Origin of the sequence: Streptomyces caniferus (assembly GCF_009811555.1) — a bacterium.
Classification (GTDB): Bacteria; Actinomycetota; Actinomycetes; order Streptomycetales; family Streptomycetaceae; genus Streptomyces; species Streptomyces caniferus.
In genome coordinates, this window is the sequence record NZ_BLIN01000005.1 from 2,081,093 (window position 1) to 2,096,314 (window position 15,222).

16 protein-coding genes are annotated in these 15,222 nt (G+C 72.1%); 8 read left to right on the forward strand and 8 right to left on the reverse strand.

Annotated features, from left to right (window positions below; translation table 11 throughout):
- Positions 1–428 precede the first annotated feature (428 nt).
- Positions 429–1,676: a phosphoserine phosphatase SerB gene (gene serB, locus Scani_RS25760; protein WP_159480208.1), complete on the forward strand. Its 1,248-nt coding sequence runs from the start codon at positions 429–431 to the stop codon at positions 1,674–1,676.
- A 151-nt stretch (positions 1,677–1,827) separates the two neighbouring features.
- Here serB and Scani_RS25765 read toward each other — a convergent pair whose 3' ends face one another.
- From Scani_RS25765 to Scani_RS25775, 4 genes are all read right to left on the reverse strand, one after another.
- Positions 1,828–2,346, reverse strand: a complete 519-nt coding sequence (locus Scani_RS25765) for a SixA phosphatase family protein (RefSeq protein WP_159480209.1) — start codon at positions 2,344–2,346, stop codon at positions 1,828–1,830.
- 88 nt (positions 2,347–2,434) lie between these two features.
- Complete coding sequence (locus Scani_RS25770) at positions 2,435–2,644, reverse strand: hypothetical protein (RefSeq protein WP_159480210.1); 210 nt, start codon at positions 2,642–2,644, stop codon at positions 2,435–2,437.
- A gap of 373 nt (positions 2,645–3,017) precedes the next feature.
- A complete protein-coding gene (locus tag Scani_RS41830; RefSeq protein ID WP_281391996.1) occupies positions 3,018–3,134 on the reverse strand; it encodes an SGM_5486 family transporter-associated protein in 117 nt (38 codons plus the stop codon).
- Positions 3,135–3,150: 16 nt separating this feature from the next.
- The gene (locus Scani_RS25775) at positions 3,151–4,491 is read right to left on the reverse strand and encodes a CynX/NimT family MFS transporter (protein WP_159480211.1); all 1,341 of its coding nucleotides are present in this window, start codon (positions 4,489–4,491) and stop codon (positions 3,151–3,153) included.
- 144 nt (positions 4,492–4,635) lie between these two features.
- On the opposite strand from Scani_RS25775, the gene Scani_RS25780 reads away from it, so the two are divergent.
- On the forward strand, positions 4,636–5,319 hold the full coding sequence (locus Scani_RS25780) for a FadR/GntR family transcriptional regulator (RefSeq protein WP_159480212.1): 684 nt from the start codon (positions 4,636–4,638) through the stop codon (positions 5,317–5,319).
- A gap of 87 nt (positions 5,320–5,406) precedes the next feature.
- Here Scani_RS25780 and fabI read toward each other — a convergent pair whose 3' ends face one another.
- Both fabI and fabG read right to left on the reverse strand, forming a co-directional pair.
- Positions 5,407–6,177, reverse strand: coding sequence for an enoyl-ACP reductase FabI (gene fabI / locus Scani_RS25785; RefSeq protein ID WP_042161549.1), 771 nt, complete (start codon positions 6,175–6,177; stop codon positions 5,407–5,409).
- Between the two features lie 5 nt (positions 6,178–6,182).
- Positions 6,183–6,887: a 3-oxoacyl-[acyl-carrier-protein] reductase gene (gene fabG / locus Scani_RS25790; protein ID WP_159480213.1), complete on the reverse strand. Its 705-nt coding sequence runs from the start codon at positions 6,885–6,887 to the stop codon at positions 6,183–6,185.
- Positions 6,888–7,187: 300 nt separating this feature from the next.
- Between fabG and Scani_RS25795 the strand changes: the two genes are divergently transcribed.
- The 4 genes from Scani_RS25795 (at position 7,188) to tyrS (ending at position 12,807) form a co-directional block, all read left to right on the forward strand.
- Positions 7,188–8,732, forward strand: a complete 1,545-nt coding sequence (locus tag Scani_RS25795; protein WP_159480214.1) for a TldD/PmbA family protein — start codon at positions 7,188–7,190, stop codon at positions 8,730–8,732.
- A 200-nt stretch (positions 8,733–8,932) separates the two neighbouring features.
- Positions 8,933–9,529 (forward strand): MBL fold metallo-hydrolase, encoded by a 597-nt coding sequence (locus Scani_RS25800; RefSeq protein ID WP_159480215.1) that lies wholly within the window; start codon positions 8,933–8,935, stop codon positions 9,527–9,529.
- Positions 9,530–9,822: 293 nt separating this feature from the next.
- The gene (locus Scani_RS25805) at positions 9,823–11,262 is read left to right on the forward strand and encodes a metallopeptidase TldD-related protein (RefSeq protein WP_159480216.1); all 1,440 of its coding nucleotides are present in this window, start codon (positions 9,823–9,825) and stop codon (positions 11,260–11,262) included.
- Positions 11,263–11,403: 141 nt separating this feature from the next.
- Positions 11,404–12,807 carry a tyrosine--tRNA ligase gene (gene tyrS / locus Scani_RS25810; RefSeq protein WP_159480217.1) on the forward strand — a complete coding sequence of 468 codons (1,404 nt, stop codon included), beginning with the start codon at positions 11,404–11,406 and terminating at the stop codon, positions 12,805–12,807.
- A 59-nt stretch (positions 12,808–12,866) separates the two neighbouring features.
- Here tyrS and Scani_RS25815 read toward each other — a convergent pair whose 3' ends face one another.
- Positions 12,867–13,145: a GlsB/YeaQ/YmgE family stress response membrane protein gene (locus Scani_RS25815; RefSeq protein ID WP_159480218.1), complete on the reverse strand. Its 279-nt coding sequence runs from the start codon at positions 13,143–13,145 to the stop codon at positions 12,867–12,869.
- 221 nt (positions 13,146–13,366) lie between these two features.
- Between Scani_RS25815 and Scani_RS25820 the strand changes: the two genes are divergently transcribed.
- Together Scani_RS25820 and Scani_RS25825 are read left to right on the forward strand one after the other, a co-directional pair.
- Positions 13,367–13,741 carry a DUF3099 domain-containing protein gene (locus Scani_RS25820; protein WP_159480219.1) on the forward strand — a complete coding sequence of 125 codons (375 nt, stop codon included), beginning with the start codon at positions 13,367–13,369 and terminating at the stop codon, positions 13,739–13,741.
- A 232-nt stretch (positions 13,742–13,973) separates the two neighbouring features.
- A complete protein-coding gene (locus Scani_RS25825) occupies positions 13,974–14,219 on the forward strand; it encodes a hypothetical protein (RefSeq protein ID WP_167538137.1) in 246 nt (81 codons plus the stop codon).
- Between the two features lie 11 nt (positions 14,220–14,230).
- Here Scani_RS25825 and moaA read toward each other — a convergent pair whose 3' ends face one another.
- Positions 14,231–15,220, reverse strand: a complete 990-nt coding sequence (moaA, locus tag Scani_RS25830; RefSeq protein WP_159480221.1) for a GTP 3',8-cyclase MoaA — start codon at positions 15,218–15,220, stop codon at positions 14,231–14,233.
- Between the last annotated feature and the right edge of the window lie 2 nt (positions 15,221–15,222).

A 15,222-nucleotide genomic window follows, 5' to 3' on the forward strand; every position in this document is an offset into this window, starting at 1 on the left:
GGGGCCCGTCAAACGCTCCCGGAGCACGGGAAGAACCCATGGATGGGCAGGGATCACCGGATTACGGGTGTTCCGGGCGACCGGGCCGGGACGGGGAGCGGCCGGGCCCGCCGGGGACGCCCTGCGCGTCCTCATCGGAAGCCGCATGATGGGAGGAAGCGGACGGGCCGTCCGCCGACAGCGCGGTCCGCCGCGGTGACGTGCCGTCGACGTACCGAACCCGTCGCCCCGGCAAGGAGGTTGGCGCGGCCGGAGCGGATCCCCTGGTCGAGGGGGTGCGAGGTGAGCCGGACACGACTCCATAACGATCAACGGGGCGCCGGAGGCCGGAGGCGTACCGCCGTGGGCGTGGCGGCACGGGGCCGCGCCGGTCCGAACCCCGGACACGCGTACGGTCCCGACCGCCCGGCGGTTACCGTAAGGGCACCATGAGCGCATCGCAGATCCCGCCTGCCACCGCCGTACCGGGCGATGACGTACCGACCCTTCTCGTGAAGATCTTCGGGAAGGACCGGCCCGGCATCACCGCAGGTCTCTTCGACACCCTCGCTGCCTACTCCGTCGATGTCGTGGACATCGAACAAATGGTGACCCGGGGGCGCATCACCCTGTGCGCGCTGGTCACCGCGCCCTCCGCCGCCCAGGGCTCCACCGGCACCTCCGAAGGTGACCTGCGGGCCACCGTGCACAGCTGGGCCGAATCGCTGAACCTCGAGGCGGAGATCATCTCCGGCCTCGGCGACAACCGTCCGCGCGGCACCGGGCGTTCGCACGTCACCGTGCTGGGGCATCCGCTCACCGCGGAGACCGCCGCCGCGATCGCCGCCGCCATAACGGCCACCGGCGGCAACATCGACCGCATCTTCCGTCTTGCCAAGTATCCGGTGACGGCCGTCGAGTTCGCGGTCTCCGGCGCGGCGACCGAGGCGCTGCGCAGTGTGCTGGCCCCCGAGGCCGCACGGCTCGGCGTGGACGTCGCCGTGGTGGCGGCCGGGCTGCAGCGCCGGGCGCAGCGGCTGGTCGTCATGGACGTCGACTCGACGCTCATCCAGGACGAGGTCATCGAGCTGTTCGCGGCGCACGCCGGCTGTGAGGCCGAGGTCGCCGAGGTCACCGCCGCCGCGATGCGTGGTGAGCTGGACTTCGAGCAGTCGCTGCACGCCCGGGTCGAGCTGCTCGGCGGGCTGGATGCCTCCGTGGTCGAGGCCGTGCGCAAGGAAGTACGGCTCACCCCCGGGGCCCGCACCCTGGTACGGACCCTCAAGCGGCTCGGCTATCAAGTCGGCGTCGTATCGGGCGGTTTCACGCAGGTCACCGACGCGCTCCAGGAGGAGCTGGGGCTGGACTTCGCCTCGGCCAACACCCTGGAGATCGTCGACGGCAAGCTGACCGGCCGGGTCACCGGCGACATCGTGGACCGGGCGGGCAAGGCGCGGCTGCTGCGGGAGTTCGCGCAGCAGGCCGGGGTGCCGCTCGCGCAGACCGTGGCGATCGGGGACGGCGCCAACGACCTCGACATGCTCAACACGGCCGGGCTCGGTGTCGCCTTCAACGCCAAGCCGGTGGTGCGGGAGGCGGCGCACACCGCGGTGAACGTGCCGTTCCTGGACACCGTGCTGTATCTGCTGGGGATCACCCGCGAAGAGGTCGAGGCGGCGGACACCCTCGTCGGCTGAGGGCCCGGTTCCGGCCGGTCGGCTCCGGCACGGCCGCGGAATCACCGCCCGGCGACGGACCGTCGCGCACGAGAGGGCCCCGGCAGCGTCTGCCGGGGCCCTCTGGTGTCCCTGCCGCTTCGCGCACGCGGCGCGCGCGGCGGCGTCGGCGTTACTCGTGGGGCGTCCAGTAGGCGACCAGGCGTCCGACGCCGTGCTCGACGGACTTCCAGGAGCCGCTGAAGGACAGCACGGCCATCGAGGCCGTCGGGAAGCCGCTGCGGTTCATCCGCGGCAGCAGATCGCCCTCGGCGTCGCCGGAGAGCGCGTCGGCGAGGGCGTGCACGCCGGGGTTGTGCCCGACCAGCATCAGGTCGGTGACGTCGTCGGAGGTCTCGTTCAGCAGCGCGATGAGCTCGCCCAGGGACGCTTCGTAGATCCGCTCCTCATAGACGGTCTTGGGCCGCTGCGGGAGCTCATGGACGGCGAGCTTCCATGTCTCGCGGGTGCGCGCTGACGTCGAGCACAGGGTCAGATCGGGGGTGATCCCGGCTCCGGCCAGCCAGCGGCCGGCGACCGGGGCATCCTTGCGGCCGCGCTCGGCGAGCGGACGCTCATGATCGCTGGTCTCCGACCATTCGGCCTTGGCGTGTCGGAGGAGGACAATCCGGCGGGGTGTATCGGCGCTCATGGGTCCCAGCTTCGCACGAAAGGCGGCGCGGGGCGCGGGGTGTTGAAGTGCTCATTCCGCTGGGTGGGACACGGGCGGCGGGCAGGCATCAGGCACCACCGCGCACGATCTTGGCGAGGAGTTCCAGCAGCGGCCCGAGGCCCTGCGGGACGCTCGCGGCCCTCGCCTCGGCGGGGCTCGCGACGAGGATCAGCAGGGCCGCGAAGGAGACCACCGGCAGGGCCAGCGCCCACCACGGCAGGCGCATCCGCAGGCGGGCGGCCTTGGCTGCGGGTGACCGGCGGGGCGCGGCGGGCATGCGGATCGCCTCCGGGGCGCATCGAAGAGCTGCGCGCCGCGGGCCGCGGCGCGCCCACCGCTGCGTGCGGTGCACTTCGAAGCTACGGATTCCCGGCAGCCGTTCCTATCCGGGAAGCCACCCACTCTTCCCTGACGCTCTCCCCCTAGGGGACGGGGGCCACCCCTACCCGCCGTCGCCGGGCGTGGGGCCGGGCCTGGGACGCGGCCGGGGCAGGCGACGGCGACGGCAGCCATGATCCACCGGAGAGGGCCGGGCGCCTGCCGCGCCCGCACGGCCGGGACACGGGCCGGCCGCCGCAGAGCGGGACGCCACGCGCCACCGGACACGAGCCACCGGACGCCACGAGCCGGGGGCTCCGGAGAGGCACCCCCTAGGGCGCGGCGATACTCGCGATGATCGCGACGAGGACGGTCACGCCGAGCATGACGCCCAGGACGAGGAGCAGCTTCTTCTGGCCGCCCTGCGGATTCGGTTCGAGCACTGGCATGCGCCCAGTGTCGCACTCAGGTCTCGTCCTCGATCCGGCGGTCCCGGCCGGCCAGCACACCCACCGCGATCTGCGGCACCATCAGCCCTGCCATCAGGGCGATCGGCAGTCCCCAGCCGCCGCTGTGCTGGTAGAGCGTGCCGACCAGCAGCGGTCCGGGAATGGAGATCAGATACCCGACGCTCTGCACGAAGGCCGAGAGCTTGACGACCCCGGCGGAGCTGGTCGACCGCATCCCGATCATCGTCAGGGCCAGCGGGAAGGCGCAGTTGGAGATGCCCATCAGCAGCGCCCAGGCCCAGGCACCGGCGGCCGGCGCCAGCCACAGCCCGGCGTAACCGGCCAGGCCGCAGAGGCCGAGCAGCACCGCCAGCGGACCCTGATGCCGCATCCGGGACGCCAGCCGCGGCAGGACGAAGGAGAGCGGGACGCCCATCGCCATGGTGACCGCCAGCAGCACCCCCGCGGTGCCCGCCGAGACCCCGGCGTCGCGGAAGATCTGCGGCATCCAGCCCATCGTGATGTACGCGGCGGTGGCCTGCAGGCCGAAGAAGACGGCCAGCGCCCAGGCGGTCGGGGACGCGGTGATCCGTACGGGGGTCTCGCCGGTGCGCGCCGCGCCGTCCGTGGCCGGCCCGGTGAGGGCCCTGCGCTGCCGTACCACCACGAACCAGGGCAGCACGGCGACCGCGGCGAGCACCGCCCACACCGACAGTCCGGTCCGCCAACTGCCGCCCAGCGCATCGGTCATGGGCACGGTGAGCGCCGCGGCGAGCGAGGTGCCCAGGGCCAGCGCCATGGAGTAGAGCCCGGTCATCGGGCCGACCCGGTCGGCGAACCAGCTCTTGATGACGACCGGCATCAGGACGTTGCTCACCGCGATGCCGGCCAGGGCGAGCGCGCTGGCGGCGAGGAAGCCGCCGACGCCGCCGGCGAAGGGCCGCACCACGACGCCCACGGTGATCGCGACCATACCGGCGCAGACGATCGCCCCGGGCCCGAAGCGCCTGGCCAGGCGGGGTGCGGCGATGCCGAAGGCGGCGAAGCACAGCGCGGGTACGGAGGTCAGCAGCCCGGCGACGGTGCCGCTCATGCCCAGGCCGTCGCGGACCTCCTCCAGGAGCGCGCCGAGGCTGGTGATGGCCGGGCGGAGGTTGAGCGCGGCCAGGACGAGACCGGCGATCACGATCCGCGGCAGCCAGCGGCCGGCCGGCCCGGTGGCCGGGAGGTCCTCCGGGGCGGGGGCGGCTTGCCCGGGGCCCGGCTGCGGCCATCCGGCACCGTCGGCGGGCCGGGCGGCGGGGGTCGTGCGGGGCTCGGCGGCGGGGCCGAGGGTCGCGAGGTCGTCGTCTGCCATAGGCCCATCATAGAATCATGGGATGAATGCTTGTCCAGCCGATCTCGATACCCTCGGCTGTCCCGGTCGGCGCCGGGGACCGCAAGGATCCGCCGGGCGCCGCACCGCCGCCGTCCGCCGTCCCCTGCACCCCGGAGCGCAGCCATGCCTCTGACCTCGCCCCGCCGGTCCGCGCTGTCCGACCAGGTGATCGCGCAGCTGCGCGCCCAGATCACGTCCGGCGAGTGGCCGGTGGGCTCCCGCATCCCGACCGAGCCGGAGCTCGTCGAGCAGCTCGGGGTGGCCCGCAACACCGTCCGCGAGGCCGTACGGGCACTGGCGCACAACGGGCTGCTGGACATCCGGCAGGGCTCGGGCACCTACGTGGTGGCGACCAGCGAACTGGCCGGGGTGATGCACCGCCGGTTCGCGGCGGCCGAGCCCGCACACGTCGCCGAGCTGCGCAGCACCCTGGAGGCGTCGGCCGCCCGGCTCGCCGCCGAGCGCCGTACCGCGCAGGACCTGCGGCAGATCGACGCCCTGCTGGAGCGGCGCGAGCGCGCCTGGGAGTCCGGCCGCGCGGAGGACTTCGTGGAGGCGGACGCGACCTTGCACCTGGCGATCGTGGCGGCCTCGCACAACGAGGTGCTGGCCGAGATCTACGCCGACCTCGGGGGTGTGCTGCGGGACTTCCTGCGGGCCGATGTGGGCGAGGAACTGCGGCCCGAGGCGCATATGGACCATGCCCGGCTGGTCGAGGCGATCCGTGCGGGCGACGGTGAGCGGGCCGCCGCCGAGGCGAGCGCGCATCCCTTCGGCTGCCGGCTCCGCCCCCTGACCCGGGACTGACGCCGGCCGCGCCGCGCGTCCCGCCCCGTCCTACGCGTACTGCCCGCCCCGGCGGACCGGAACGGGCAGTACGAAGGCACTGGTGCGTCAGGCACCCATCATGTGCACGCCGCCGTCGACGTGCACGATCTCGCCCGTCGTGCGCGGGAAGAAGTCGGACAGCATGCCGACGACGCCGCGGCCGGCCGGCTCCGGGTCGGCCAGGTCCCAGCCGATCGGGGCACGGTGGTTCCACACGTCCGCCAGCTCCTCGAAGCCGGGGATGGACTTGGCGGCCATCGACTTGATGGGGCCGGCCGAGACCAGGTTGCAGCGGACGCCCTTGGGGCCCAGGTCACGCGCCAGGTAGCGGTTGGTGCTCTCCAGCGCCGCCTTGGCCACGCCCATCCAGTCGTACTTCGGCCAGGCGATCTGCGCGTCGAAGGTGAGGCCGACGACCGCGCCGCCGTGCTCCATCAGCGGCAGGCAGGCCATGGTCAGCGACTTGTACGAGTACGCCGAGACCTGGACCGCGGTGCCCACGTCCGACCACTCCGCCTCCAGGAAGTTGAAGGCGCCCTGCGGGCCGAAGGCGATGGAGTGCACGATGCCGTCGAGGCGGGCGCCCTCGCCCTGGTGCTCGCGGATCTTGTCGGCCAGGCCGTCCAGGTGCTCCTGGTTGGTGACGTCCAGCTCGATGACCGGGGCGGGCTTGGGCAGCCGCTTGGCGATCCGCTCGACGAGCGAGAGCCGGCCGAAGCCGGTGAGGATGACCTCGGCGCCCTCGTTCTGGGCGACCTTGGCCGCCTGGAACGCGATCGACGACTCGGTCAGGACACCCGTGACCAGGATGCGCTTGCCTGCAAGGATTCCACTCATACTGATCAGTGACCCATGCCCAATCCGCCGTCGACAGGAATGACGGCTCCGGTGATGTACGCGGCCTCGTCGGAGGCCAGGAAGCGGACCGAGGCGGCGATCTCCTCGGGCTGCGCATACCGCGCGAGCGGCACCTGCTTGACGATGCTGTCCCGCTGCTCGTCGGTGAGCACACGGGTCATGTCGGTGTCGACGAAGCCGGGGGCGACGACGTTGACGGTGATGTTGCGGCTGCCGAGCTCCCGGGCGAGCGAGCGGGCGAAGCCCACCAGGCCGGCCTTGGACGCGGCGTAGTTCGCCTGGCCCGCGCCGCCCATCAGGCCCACCACGGACGAGATCAGCACGACCCGGCCCTTGCGGGCGCGCAGCATCGCGCGGTTCGCGCGCTTGACCACCCGGAACGTGCCGGTCAGGTTGGTCTCGAGGACCGAGGTGAAGTCCTCCTCGGACATCCGCATGAGCAGCTGGTCACGGGTGACGCCGGCGTTGGCCACCAGCACCTCGACCGGACCGTGCTTCTCCTCGATCTCCTTGTACGCCTGCTCGACCTGCTCGCTGTCCGTGATGTCGCACTTCACGGCCAAAAACCCCGCGGGCGGCTCGCCCGAGCGGTAGGTGATGGCGACCTTGTCGCCTGCCTCGGCGAAGGCACGGGCAATGGCGAGGCCAATGCCGCGGTTACCTCCGGTGACCAGAACCGAGCGGCTCAAGAGATCACCCTTTCCGTTTCCTGTCCGTCCTGCGTTCGATAAGAAACTATCGGTCACGGGGCCCTCAGGTGGAATCCAGCACGGACAGCCCCGCGCGCCGGTCACTGTCGGGTCTCCACAGAACCACCACCGCAGCGGGCGTTGGGCGCCCCCCCACGGGCCGTGTCGCGCCGGGACCCGGCGCACCGCGCGCCTCCCCGGCGCCGCATCCTGGCCGACTCCCGACGCCGCACGCCGCCGCACCCTGGGCCGTGGGCGCGCGGCAGGGCATGATGCAGGCGCCGACCACGGGAGGAATCCTTGCCTGCACGCCATGCCGTTGACGAAACATTCCTGGCGCTGCCGCTGCGCGCGCTGGCCGATGCGGCGCTGGCCCGCGCCCGCGCGCTGGGCGCCGACCACGCGGACTTCCGCCTGGAGCGGATCCGCAGCGCGTCCTGGCGGCTGCGGGACGCCCGTACGTCCGGGACCTCGGACACCACCGACCTCGGCTACGCGGTCCGGGTGGTGCACGGCGGGGCCTGGGGCTTCGCCTCCGGGGTGGATCTGACCATGGACGCGGCGGCACGGGTGGCCGCGCAGGCCGTGGCGATGGCCAAGCTGTCGGCGAAGGTGATCACGACCGCCGGCTCCGCCGAGGGCAGCCGCGCGCGGGTCGAGCTGGCGGCGGAACCCGCCTATCCGGACCGCACCTGGGTCTCCTCCTACGAGATCGACCCCTTCGACGTGGCGGACACCGAGAAGAGCGGGCTGCTGGCGGAGTGGAGCGCGCGGCTGCTGGCCGCCGAGGGCGTGGCCCACGCGGACGCCTCGCTGCTGACCGTCAAGGAGAACAAGTTCTACGCGGACACCGCGGGCACCAGCACCACCCAGCAGCGGGTGCGGCTGCACCCCCAGCTGACCGCGGTCGCGGTGGACCCGGTGACCGGCGACTTCGACTCGATGCGCACCCTCGCCCCGCCGGTCGGGCGCGGCTGGGAGTACCTGACCGGCGACCACTACGACTGGGACGGTGAACTGGCCCGCCTCCCCGAGCACCTCGCCGAGAAGATGCGCGCCCCGAGCGTCGAGGCCGGCGCGTACGACCTGGTGGTGGATCCGTCCAACCTCTGGCTGACGATCCATGAGTCGATCGGGCACGCCACCGAGCTGGACCGGGCGCTGGGCTACGAGGCGGCGTACGCCGGCACCTCGTTCGCCACCTTCGACCAGCTCGGCAAGCTGGCGTACGGCTCCGAGATCATGAACGTCACGGGCGACCGGACCGCCGAACACGGGCTCGCGACGATCGGCTACGACGACGAGGGGGTGGCCGCCCAGTCCTGGGACCTGATCAAGGACGGCACCCTGGTCGGCTATCAGCTCGACCGGAGGATCGCCGAGTCGACCGGCTTCGCGCGCTCCAACGGCTGCGCGTACGCGGACTCCCCCGGCCATGTGCCGGTCCAGCGGATGGCGAACGTCTCGCTGCAGCCCGCGGCGGACGGACCGTCCACGGAGGAGCTGATCTCGGGAGTGGAGCGCGGCATCTACCTCGTCGGCGACCGGTCCTGGTCGATCGACATGCAGCGGTACAACTTCCAGTTCACCCAGCAGCGGGCCTATGCGATCCGTAACGGGCGGCTGGCGGGACAGCTGCGCGACGTGGCCTATCAGGCGACGACCACCGACTTCTGGGGCTCGATGACCGCGGTCGGCGGACCGCAGACCTACGTCCTCGGCGGCGCCTTCAACTGCGGAAAGGCCCAGCCCGGCCAGGTGGCCTCGGTCTCCCACGGCTGTCCCTCGGCACTGTTCCGGAACGTGAACGTCCTGAACACGTCGGCCGAGTCGGGGCGGACCTGACGGGCAGCACGCCACACCACGGTCCGACGTCTGCACCGGGTCCACACGTCCGCACCGGGTCCACACACGAGCACGGCAAGCCCCGTCAGCACGCAACGAACTCGAAGGCCGCACGGAGGGCACGCGGCATCGCGCGCGTGATGCAGCGTCATTCCCGCCGGATGGAGGGAGAGTTCGCGGACGCAGTACGTTGGGACGTCATGCGGATCACGAAATACACCCACGCATGTGTGCGGCTCGAACACGAGGGCCGGGTGCTGGTCATCGATCCCGGGACGTGGAGCGAGCCGGCCGCTCTGACCGGTGCCGACGCCGTGCTGGTGACGCACGAACACGCCGATCACATCGACGTCCTTCGCCTGGCCGGGCTCGGCGCGCCGGTCCACGCCCCTGCCGGGGCGGACATCCCACGGCTGGAGGTCACCCGGGTGTCCTCGGGCATGGAGTTCACGGCCGCCGGCTTCCGGGTACGGGCGGTGGGCGGTCGTCACGCGCCCGTCCACGGCGGCCGGCCGGACTGCGCGAACCTCGGCTACCTCGTCGACGAGTCGGTCTACCACCCCGGTGACGCGTTCCACGTGCCCGAGCAGCCGGTGGAAACGCTCCTGGTGCCGGTCCAGGGGTCGTGGATGAAGACCGCGGAGGCGATCGACTTCGTCAAGGCGGTCCGGCCGCAGCGGGCCTTTGCGATACACGACGGCCAGATCAACGAGCGCGGCCTCAGCAGCGTCAACGGCTGGCTCGCCGAGGAGACCGACCACGGCTACCGGTATCTGAGGCCCGGCGAATCGGCCTGACGGGGGTCACGGGGCAGCCCGCGGGCCACGGCGTCCCGGTCCGCCATGTCACGGCGGGCGTGCGGTGGCCACCGGCGGCGTCGGTCCCGGGCGCACGGCGCGGCCGTCCGTCGGACGGGTCCCGCTCCTGGTCCTGCTCGTCGGCGGAGTGGCCGGGGGACGCCCCACCGGCCGCGGCCCCCTTGGCAGAGTCCTCCACCGCCCGGTAGACCGCTCGATAAGCTCTGCTCCCAGCCGGACAGCACGTCCGCACCCCGCCCCGTACAGTCCGCTTTCCACCAGGAGGCCGGTCCATGAGCACGCGTACGCCGCGCAGGAACAGGCCGCACGAGATCGTCGAGCGGGCCCTGGAGCTCTCCCGGGCCGACGGCTGTGTGGTCATCGCCGATGAGCACTCCAGCGCCAATCTGCGCTGGGCGGGCAGTGCGCTCACCACCAACGGCGTCACCCGCGGCCGCACCCTCACGGTCGTGGCGACCGTGGACGGCGGGCAGGGCACGGCGTCCGGTGTCGTCTCGCGCTCCGCGGTGACCGCGGACGACCTGGAGCCGCTGGTGCGGGCCGCCGAGGCGGCCGCCCGGGACGCCGGTCCTGCCGAGGACGCGCAGCCGCTGGTCGGGGGCGGAAAGGTGTCCGCCGATTTCACCGACGAGCCCGCCGAGACCTCCTCGGAGGTGTTCGCGGCGTTCGCGCCGGCCCTGGGCGAGTCCTTCCGGCAGGCCCGCGCCGGCGGCCGGGAACTGTACGGCTTCGCGCACCACGGCGTCGTCTCGTCGTATCTGGGGAACTCGTCCGGGCTGCGGCTGCGGCACGACCAGCCCACCGGGACACTGGAGCTGAACGCCAAGTCTCCGGACCACACCCGCTCGGCCTGGACCGGTCACGCGACCCGCGATTTCACCGATGTCGATCCGCGGGAGCTGGACGCCGAGCTGAGCCGGCGGCTGGGCTGGGCCGAGCGGCGGATCGACCTGCCCGCCGGGCGGTACGACACCCTCCTGCCGCCGACCGCCGTCGGCGACATGCTGGTCTACCAGATGTGGTCCTCCGGGGCCCGGGACGCCGCGGAGGGCCGCACGGTCTTCTCCCGGCCGGCCGACGGCGACGGCTCGGCGGGCCCCGGGGCGGGCACCCGGGTGGGCGAGCGGCTCTGCGAGCTGCCGCTGACCCTGCGCAGCGACCCGTGGGCGGCCGGTCTGGAGTGCGCGCCGTTCGTCCTGGCGCACTCCTCCGGCGACGATGCCTCGGTCTTCGACAACGGGCTGCCGCTGGCGGCCACCGAGTGGATGCGTGAGGGCGTCCTGCACCGGCTGCCGACCACCCGGCACAGCGCCGCGCTGACCGGCCTCCCGGTGGCGCCGGGCATCGACAACCTCCTCCTGGAGGGCGGCGGTTCGCGCTCGCTGGACGAGATGGTGGCGGCCGCCGGTCATGACGGCCCCACCTTGCTGCTGACCTGCCTGTGGTACATCCGCGAGGTGGACCCGGCGACGCTGCTGCTGACCGGTCTGACCCGGGACGGGGTCTACCTGGTCGAGCAGGGCGAGGTGGTCGGCGAGGTGAACAACTTCCGGTTCAACGAATCGCCGGTGGACCTGCTGTCCCGGGCGGTGGAGGCGGGCCGTACGGAGCGGACCCTGCCGCGCGAGTGGGGCGACTACTTCACCCGGGCCGCGATGCCGGCGCTGCGCGTCCCGGACTTCAACATGAGCTCGGTCAGCCGCGGCGTGTGAGGCGGCGGGCGCCCGCCCGGCCGGTGGCGGCTGGCCCGGGGGGGGCCCGCGGGGCGGGCGGGCGGCGCCGGAGGAGCCTCCGGGGCGAATAGACTGTTCGCTTGTCCTCCCGTTTGGGAACCACGATCGATCAGGAACGCCATGACACGCCTCGGCGAATCCGTCGCCCGCGCCACCACCCTGCTCTCCGCCGACCTCTCCTCGGACGCCACGGTCCAGGAGCTGCTCCAGGAGACGGGCGCGCGGCGCTATCTCGATCTGACGGACCTGCCCGCCAAGGAGCAGGCCGAGCTGATCGCGGCCCGTACGGTCGAGGTCCTGCCGGGCGTGGAGCAGCTGGCCGAGCGGATCGAGGAGCGCCGGGCGGCCGGCACGGGTCTGCACATCAAGCTGGGCATCGACCCGACGGCGACCGATGTGCACCTGGGGCATGCGGTGCCGCTGATCGTCCTGAGCCGGTTCCAGCGGCTGGGCCATGACGTCACGCTGATCATCGGTGACTTCACCGCCAAGATCGGCGACCCGTCGGGCCGTACGGCCGAGCGCCCGCCGCTGACCGACGAGGACATCGCGCACAACCTGGCCACCTACCGCGAACAGGTGCGGCCCTTCTTCGACTTCGAGAAGGTCAGCTTCCGGCAGAACAGCGAGTGGCTGGCGCCGTACACCTTCCCCGAGCTGCTCACGCTGCTCGCGCAGGTGCCGGCCTCCCAGCTGCTGCAGCGCGAGGACTTCCGCAACCGGCTGGCCGCCGGCTCCGGTCTGACCATGACGGAGCTGCTGTACCCCATCGCCCAGGGCCTGGACTCGGTGGCGCTGGAGTGCGATGTGGAGCTGGGCGGCTCCGACCAGCTGCTCAATCTGCAGATGGGCCGCAAGCTGATGGAGCTGCGCGGGCAGCGTCCGCAGCTGGTGGTCACCATGCCGCTGATCGAGGGCACGGACGGCACCGGCGCCAAGATGTCCAAGTCCAAGGGCAATTACGTCGGGCTGGGCGCGCCCGCCGACGATGTCTTCGGCAAGATCATGTCGGTGCCGGACCGGCTGATGGAGCCGTACCTGAAGGCCTGGACGGAGTGGACGGACGACGAGATCGCGCTCGTCCTGGGCCGGGTCACGGACCGCTCGCTGCACCCGATGGACCTCAAGAAGGTCCTGGCGGGCGAGGTCGTGGCCGCGCTGTACGGCCTGGAGGCGGCGATGGCGGCACGGGCCGGCTTCATCGCGCAGTTCTCCAAGAAGTCGTTCGCCGATGTGGAGTCGCTCCCGGTCGTCGATGTCGCCGCGCACGGCGCGGAGACGGTGGCGACGGTGCTCACCAAGGTCCTGGAGTTCACGCCGAGCGCCTCCGCGGCGCGGCGGCTGGCCAAGCAGAATGCGCTGCGGCTGGTCGTGGAGGGCCAGGACGGGCAGCAGACCGTGGTGCTGGCGGAGGCCGATTCGGTCCGGCCGCTGGGTGAGGTGCTGGCCGAGAAGCTGGCGGACACGGCCGGGGTCGCGTACCTCAAGGCCGGACGGAAGCTGGCCCAGCTCGACGGCCGCTGACACGGCAGAGGTACGGGCGGCCGGTGCGCATCGCTGCGCACCGGCCGCCCGTTTCGTGCCTAGGCGGCGTGTCTCTTGCGGCCCTTCATGGAGACCCAGAGACGGTCGCCGATGGCGACGATGACGACCGCACCGGCCAGTTGCAGCAGGTGCCGGATCCAGTCGATGCCCTTGGTGTCGTTGACCCCGATGCCGGTCGCGACCCAGTTGCCGAGGACACTGCCCAGCATGCCGAAGATCACGGTCAGCCAGAGCGGGATCTGTTGCTTGCCCGGGATGATGGCCTTCGCGATCAGGCCAAGCACCAGGCCCACGATGATGGCCCACAACCACGTCATGTCGACTCCTCTTGCGGCACGGTGCAGATGACGGTCGCCCCGTCAGTGTCACTCCGCATCGGCTACGGCGCACGCCGGGGACCGTCGTACGCACCGTGCGGTGACCGGCCCGCCGAAACGGGGCATGACCCGGTCTCGAAGGCGGCGCAGCCGCGGCGTACCGTGGGATCCGACCGGATACCGGGGAAAATCCGGCACGACAGAGCAGGTGGTGGAACGTGATGCGGAAGCAGAGCAGCGGCCAGGCCTTCCGGATCACCGGGGCCCGGCAGGGCCTGTCCGAGGATGTGCGCGGACGGCAGCGCCGGTATGTGATCTCGATGGCGGTGCGGACGGTGGCGGTGGTGCTCACCGTCGTGCTGTGGAACATCGAACGGCCCGTCGCCATTGCGACGTTGGTGCTGGGTCTGACGTTGCCCTATATCGCGGTGGTGATCGCCAACGCGGGCCGGGAGAACGCCCCTTCGCTCCCGAAGACCTTCGTCGCGGGCCCGACCCGTCCGATGCTGACGCCCGGGGCCGACGGCGCGCCGGCGGAATCCGTTCCGGAGCGGCCGGCGGCGGGCTCTTCCCGCTCACCGCACGACCCCAGCTGATCATCGACCGGTCTGCAAAGCTCAAGAAAAGCTCAGATCAATCATGGAGTTCCGGTGCACTGCGCACCATCCCCCGTGACATACTGCGTACGCGCTCCGCATCCCCCGTCGGAGCGACGGACCGACGCCGGGCGGCTCCCCCCGTGGCTGCCCGGCGTCGTCATGTCCGCAGGCCCGCGGGGTGGCGGTGGCCGGGGCCGAAGCGATGATCGCAGGACGTAGGGTTGAGGCCGTGAACTCCCCGAATCCCCAGGAAACCGCCGAGGGCGCCGTCGTCTGTTCCGCGAAGGGCTGCCGCGCCGCCGCCGTATGGGTGCTGGCCTGGAACAACCCGAAGCTGCACACCCCGGACCGGCGCAAGACCTGGCTGGCCTGCGAGGAGCACCGGGAGCATCTGTCGCAGTTCCTCGGCGTGCGCGGCTTCCTCAAGGATGTCGTGACGCTGGAGGAGTGGGAGGCCTCGGCCGCCGGGAGCTGAGCCGGACCGGCTCAGCCGCCGATCGCGGACATCGGACGCTCCGGCTGCAGGAACGACGGATCGTCCAGACCGGAGCCCGCCTTCTTGCCCCACATCGCGCGCTTCCACAGTTCGGCTATCTCGTCATCGGGGGCCTCGGAGCGCAGAGCGGTGCGCAGATCCGTCTCCTCGGTGGCGAACAGGCACGTACGGACCTGGCCGTCGGCGGTCAGCCGCGTACGGTCGCAGGCGCGGCAGAAGGGGCGGGTGACGGAGGCGATCACCCCGACGCGGTGCGGGCCGCCGTCGACGATCCAGCGCTCGGCGGGCGCGGAGCCGCGCTCCTCCTGGCCCTCGGGGGTGAGGGTGAAGCGGGTGCGCAGCGAGGCGAGGATGTCACCTGCGGTGATCATGCCGTCGCGCTTCCAGCCGTGCTGGGCGTCCAGCGGCATCTGTTCGATGAAGCGGAGCTCGTAGTCGTTGGCGACGGCCCAGGCCAGCAGGTCGGGGGCCTCGTCGTCGTTGAGTCCCGGCATCAGGACGGTGTTGACCTTGACCGGGGTGAGGCCGGCCGCGCGGGCGGCCTCCAGTCCGCGCAGGACGTCGTCGTGGCGTTTGCGGCGGGTCATGGCCTGGAAGACGTCCGGCCGCAGGGTGTCGAGGGAGACGTTGACCCGGTCCAGGCCGGCGTCGCGGAGTGCGGTGGCGGTGCGCTGCAGGCCGATGCCGTTGGTGGTCAGCGACATCTGGGGACGCGGGGTGAGGGCGGCGACGCGCTCGACGATGCCGGGCAGACCGGGGCGGAGCAGCGGTTCACCGCCGGTGAAGCGGACTTCTTCGATGCCCAGGTCCCGCACCGCGATGCCGATCAGCCGGACGATCTCGTCGTCGGTGAGCAGGTCGGGTTTGGCCAGCCATTGCAGGCCCTCTTCCGGCATGCAGTACGTGCACCGCAGATTGCACCGGTCGGTGAGTGAAACGCGCAGGTCGGTGGCCACACGACCGTAGGTGTCGATGAGCACTG

Bases quoted from the DNA above. Each gene is read 5' to 3' on its own strand.
- Scani_RS25815 (WP_159480218.1), bottom strand. From the start codon at position 13,145: ATGACGTGGTTGTGGGCCATCATCGTGGGCCTGGTGCTTGGCCTGATC.
- Scani_RS25820 (WP_159480219.1), top strand. From the start codon at position 13,367: ATGCGGAAGCAGAGCAGCGGCCAGGCCTTCCGGATCACCGGGGCCCGG.
- Scani_RS25775 (WP_159480211.1), bottom strand. From the start codon at position 4,491: ATGGCAGACGACGACCTCGCGACCCTCGGCCCCGCCGCCGAGCCCCGC.
- tyrS (WP_159480217.1), top strand. From the start codon at position 11,404: ATGACACGCCTCGGCGAATCCGTCGCCCGCGCCACCACCCTGCTCTCC.
- serB (WP_159480208.1), top strand. From the start codon at position 429: ATGAGCGCATCGCAGATCCCGCCTGCCACCGCCGTACCGGGCGATGAC.
- Scani_RS25765 (WP_159480209.1), bottom strand. From the start codon at position 2,346: ATGAGCGCCGATACACCCCGCCGGATTGTCCTCCTCCGACACGCCAAG.
- Scani_RS25780 (WP_159480212.1), top strand. From the start codon at position 4,636: ATGCCTCTGACCTCGCCCCGCCGGTCCGCGCTGTCCGACCAGGTGATC.
- Scani_RS41830 (WP_281391996.1), bottom strand. From the start codon at position 3,134: ATGCCAGTGCTCGAACCGAATCCGCAGGGCGGCCAGAAGAAGCTGCTC.
- Scani_RS25800 (WP_159480215.1), top strand. From the start codon at position 8,933: ATGCGGATCACGAAATACACCCACGCATGTGTGCGGCTCGAACACGAG.
- fabI (WP_042161549.1), bottom strand. From the start codon at position 6,177: ATGAGTGGAATCCTTGCAGGCAAGCGCATCCTGGTCACGGGTGTCCTG.
- Scani_RS25805 (WP_159480216.1), top strand. From the start codon at position 9,823: ATGAGCACGCGTACGCCGCGCAGGAACAGGCCGCACGAGATCGTCGAG.
- Scani_RS25770 (WP_159480210.1), bottom strand. From the start codon at position 2,644: ATGCCCGCCGCGCCCCGCCGGTCACCCGCAGCCAAGGCCGCCCGCCTG.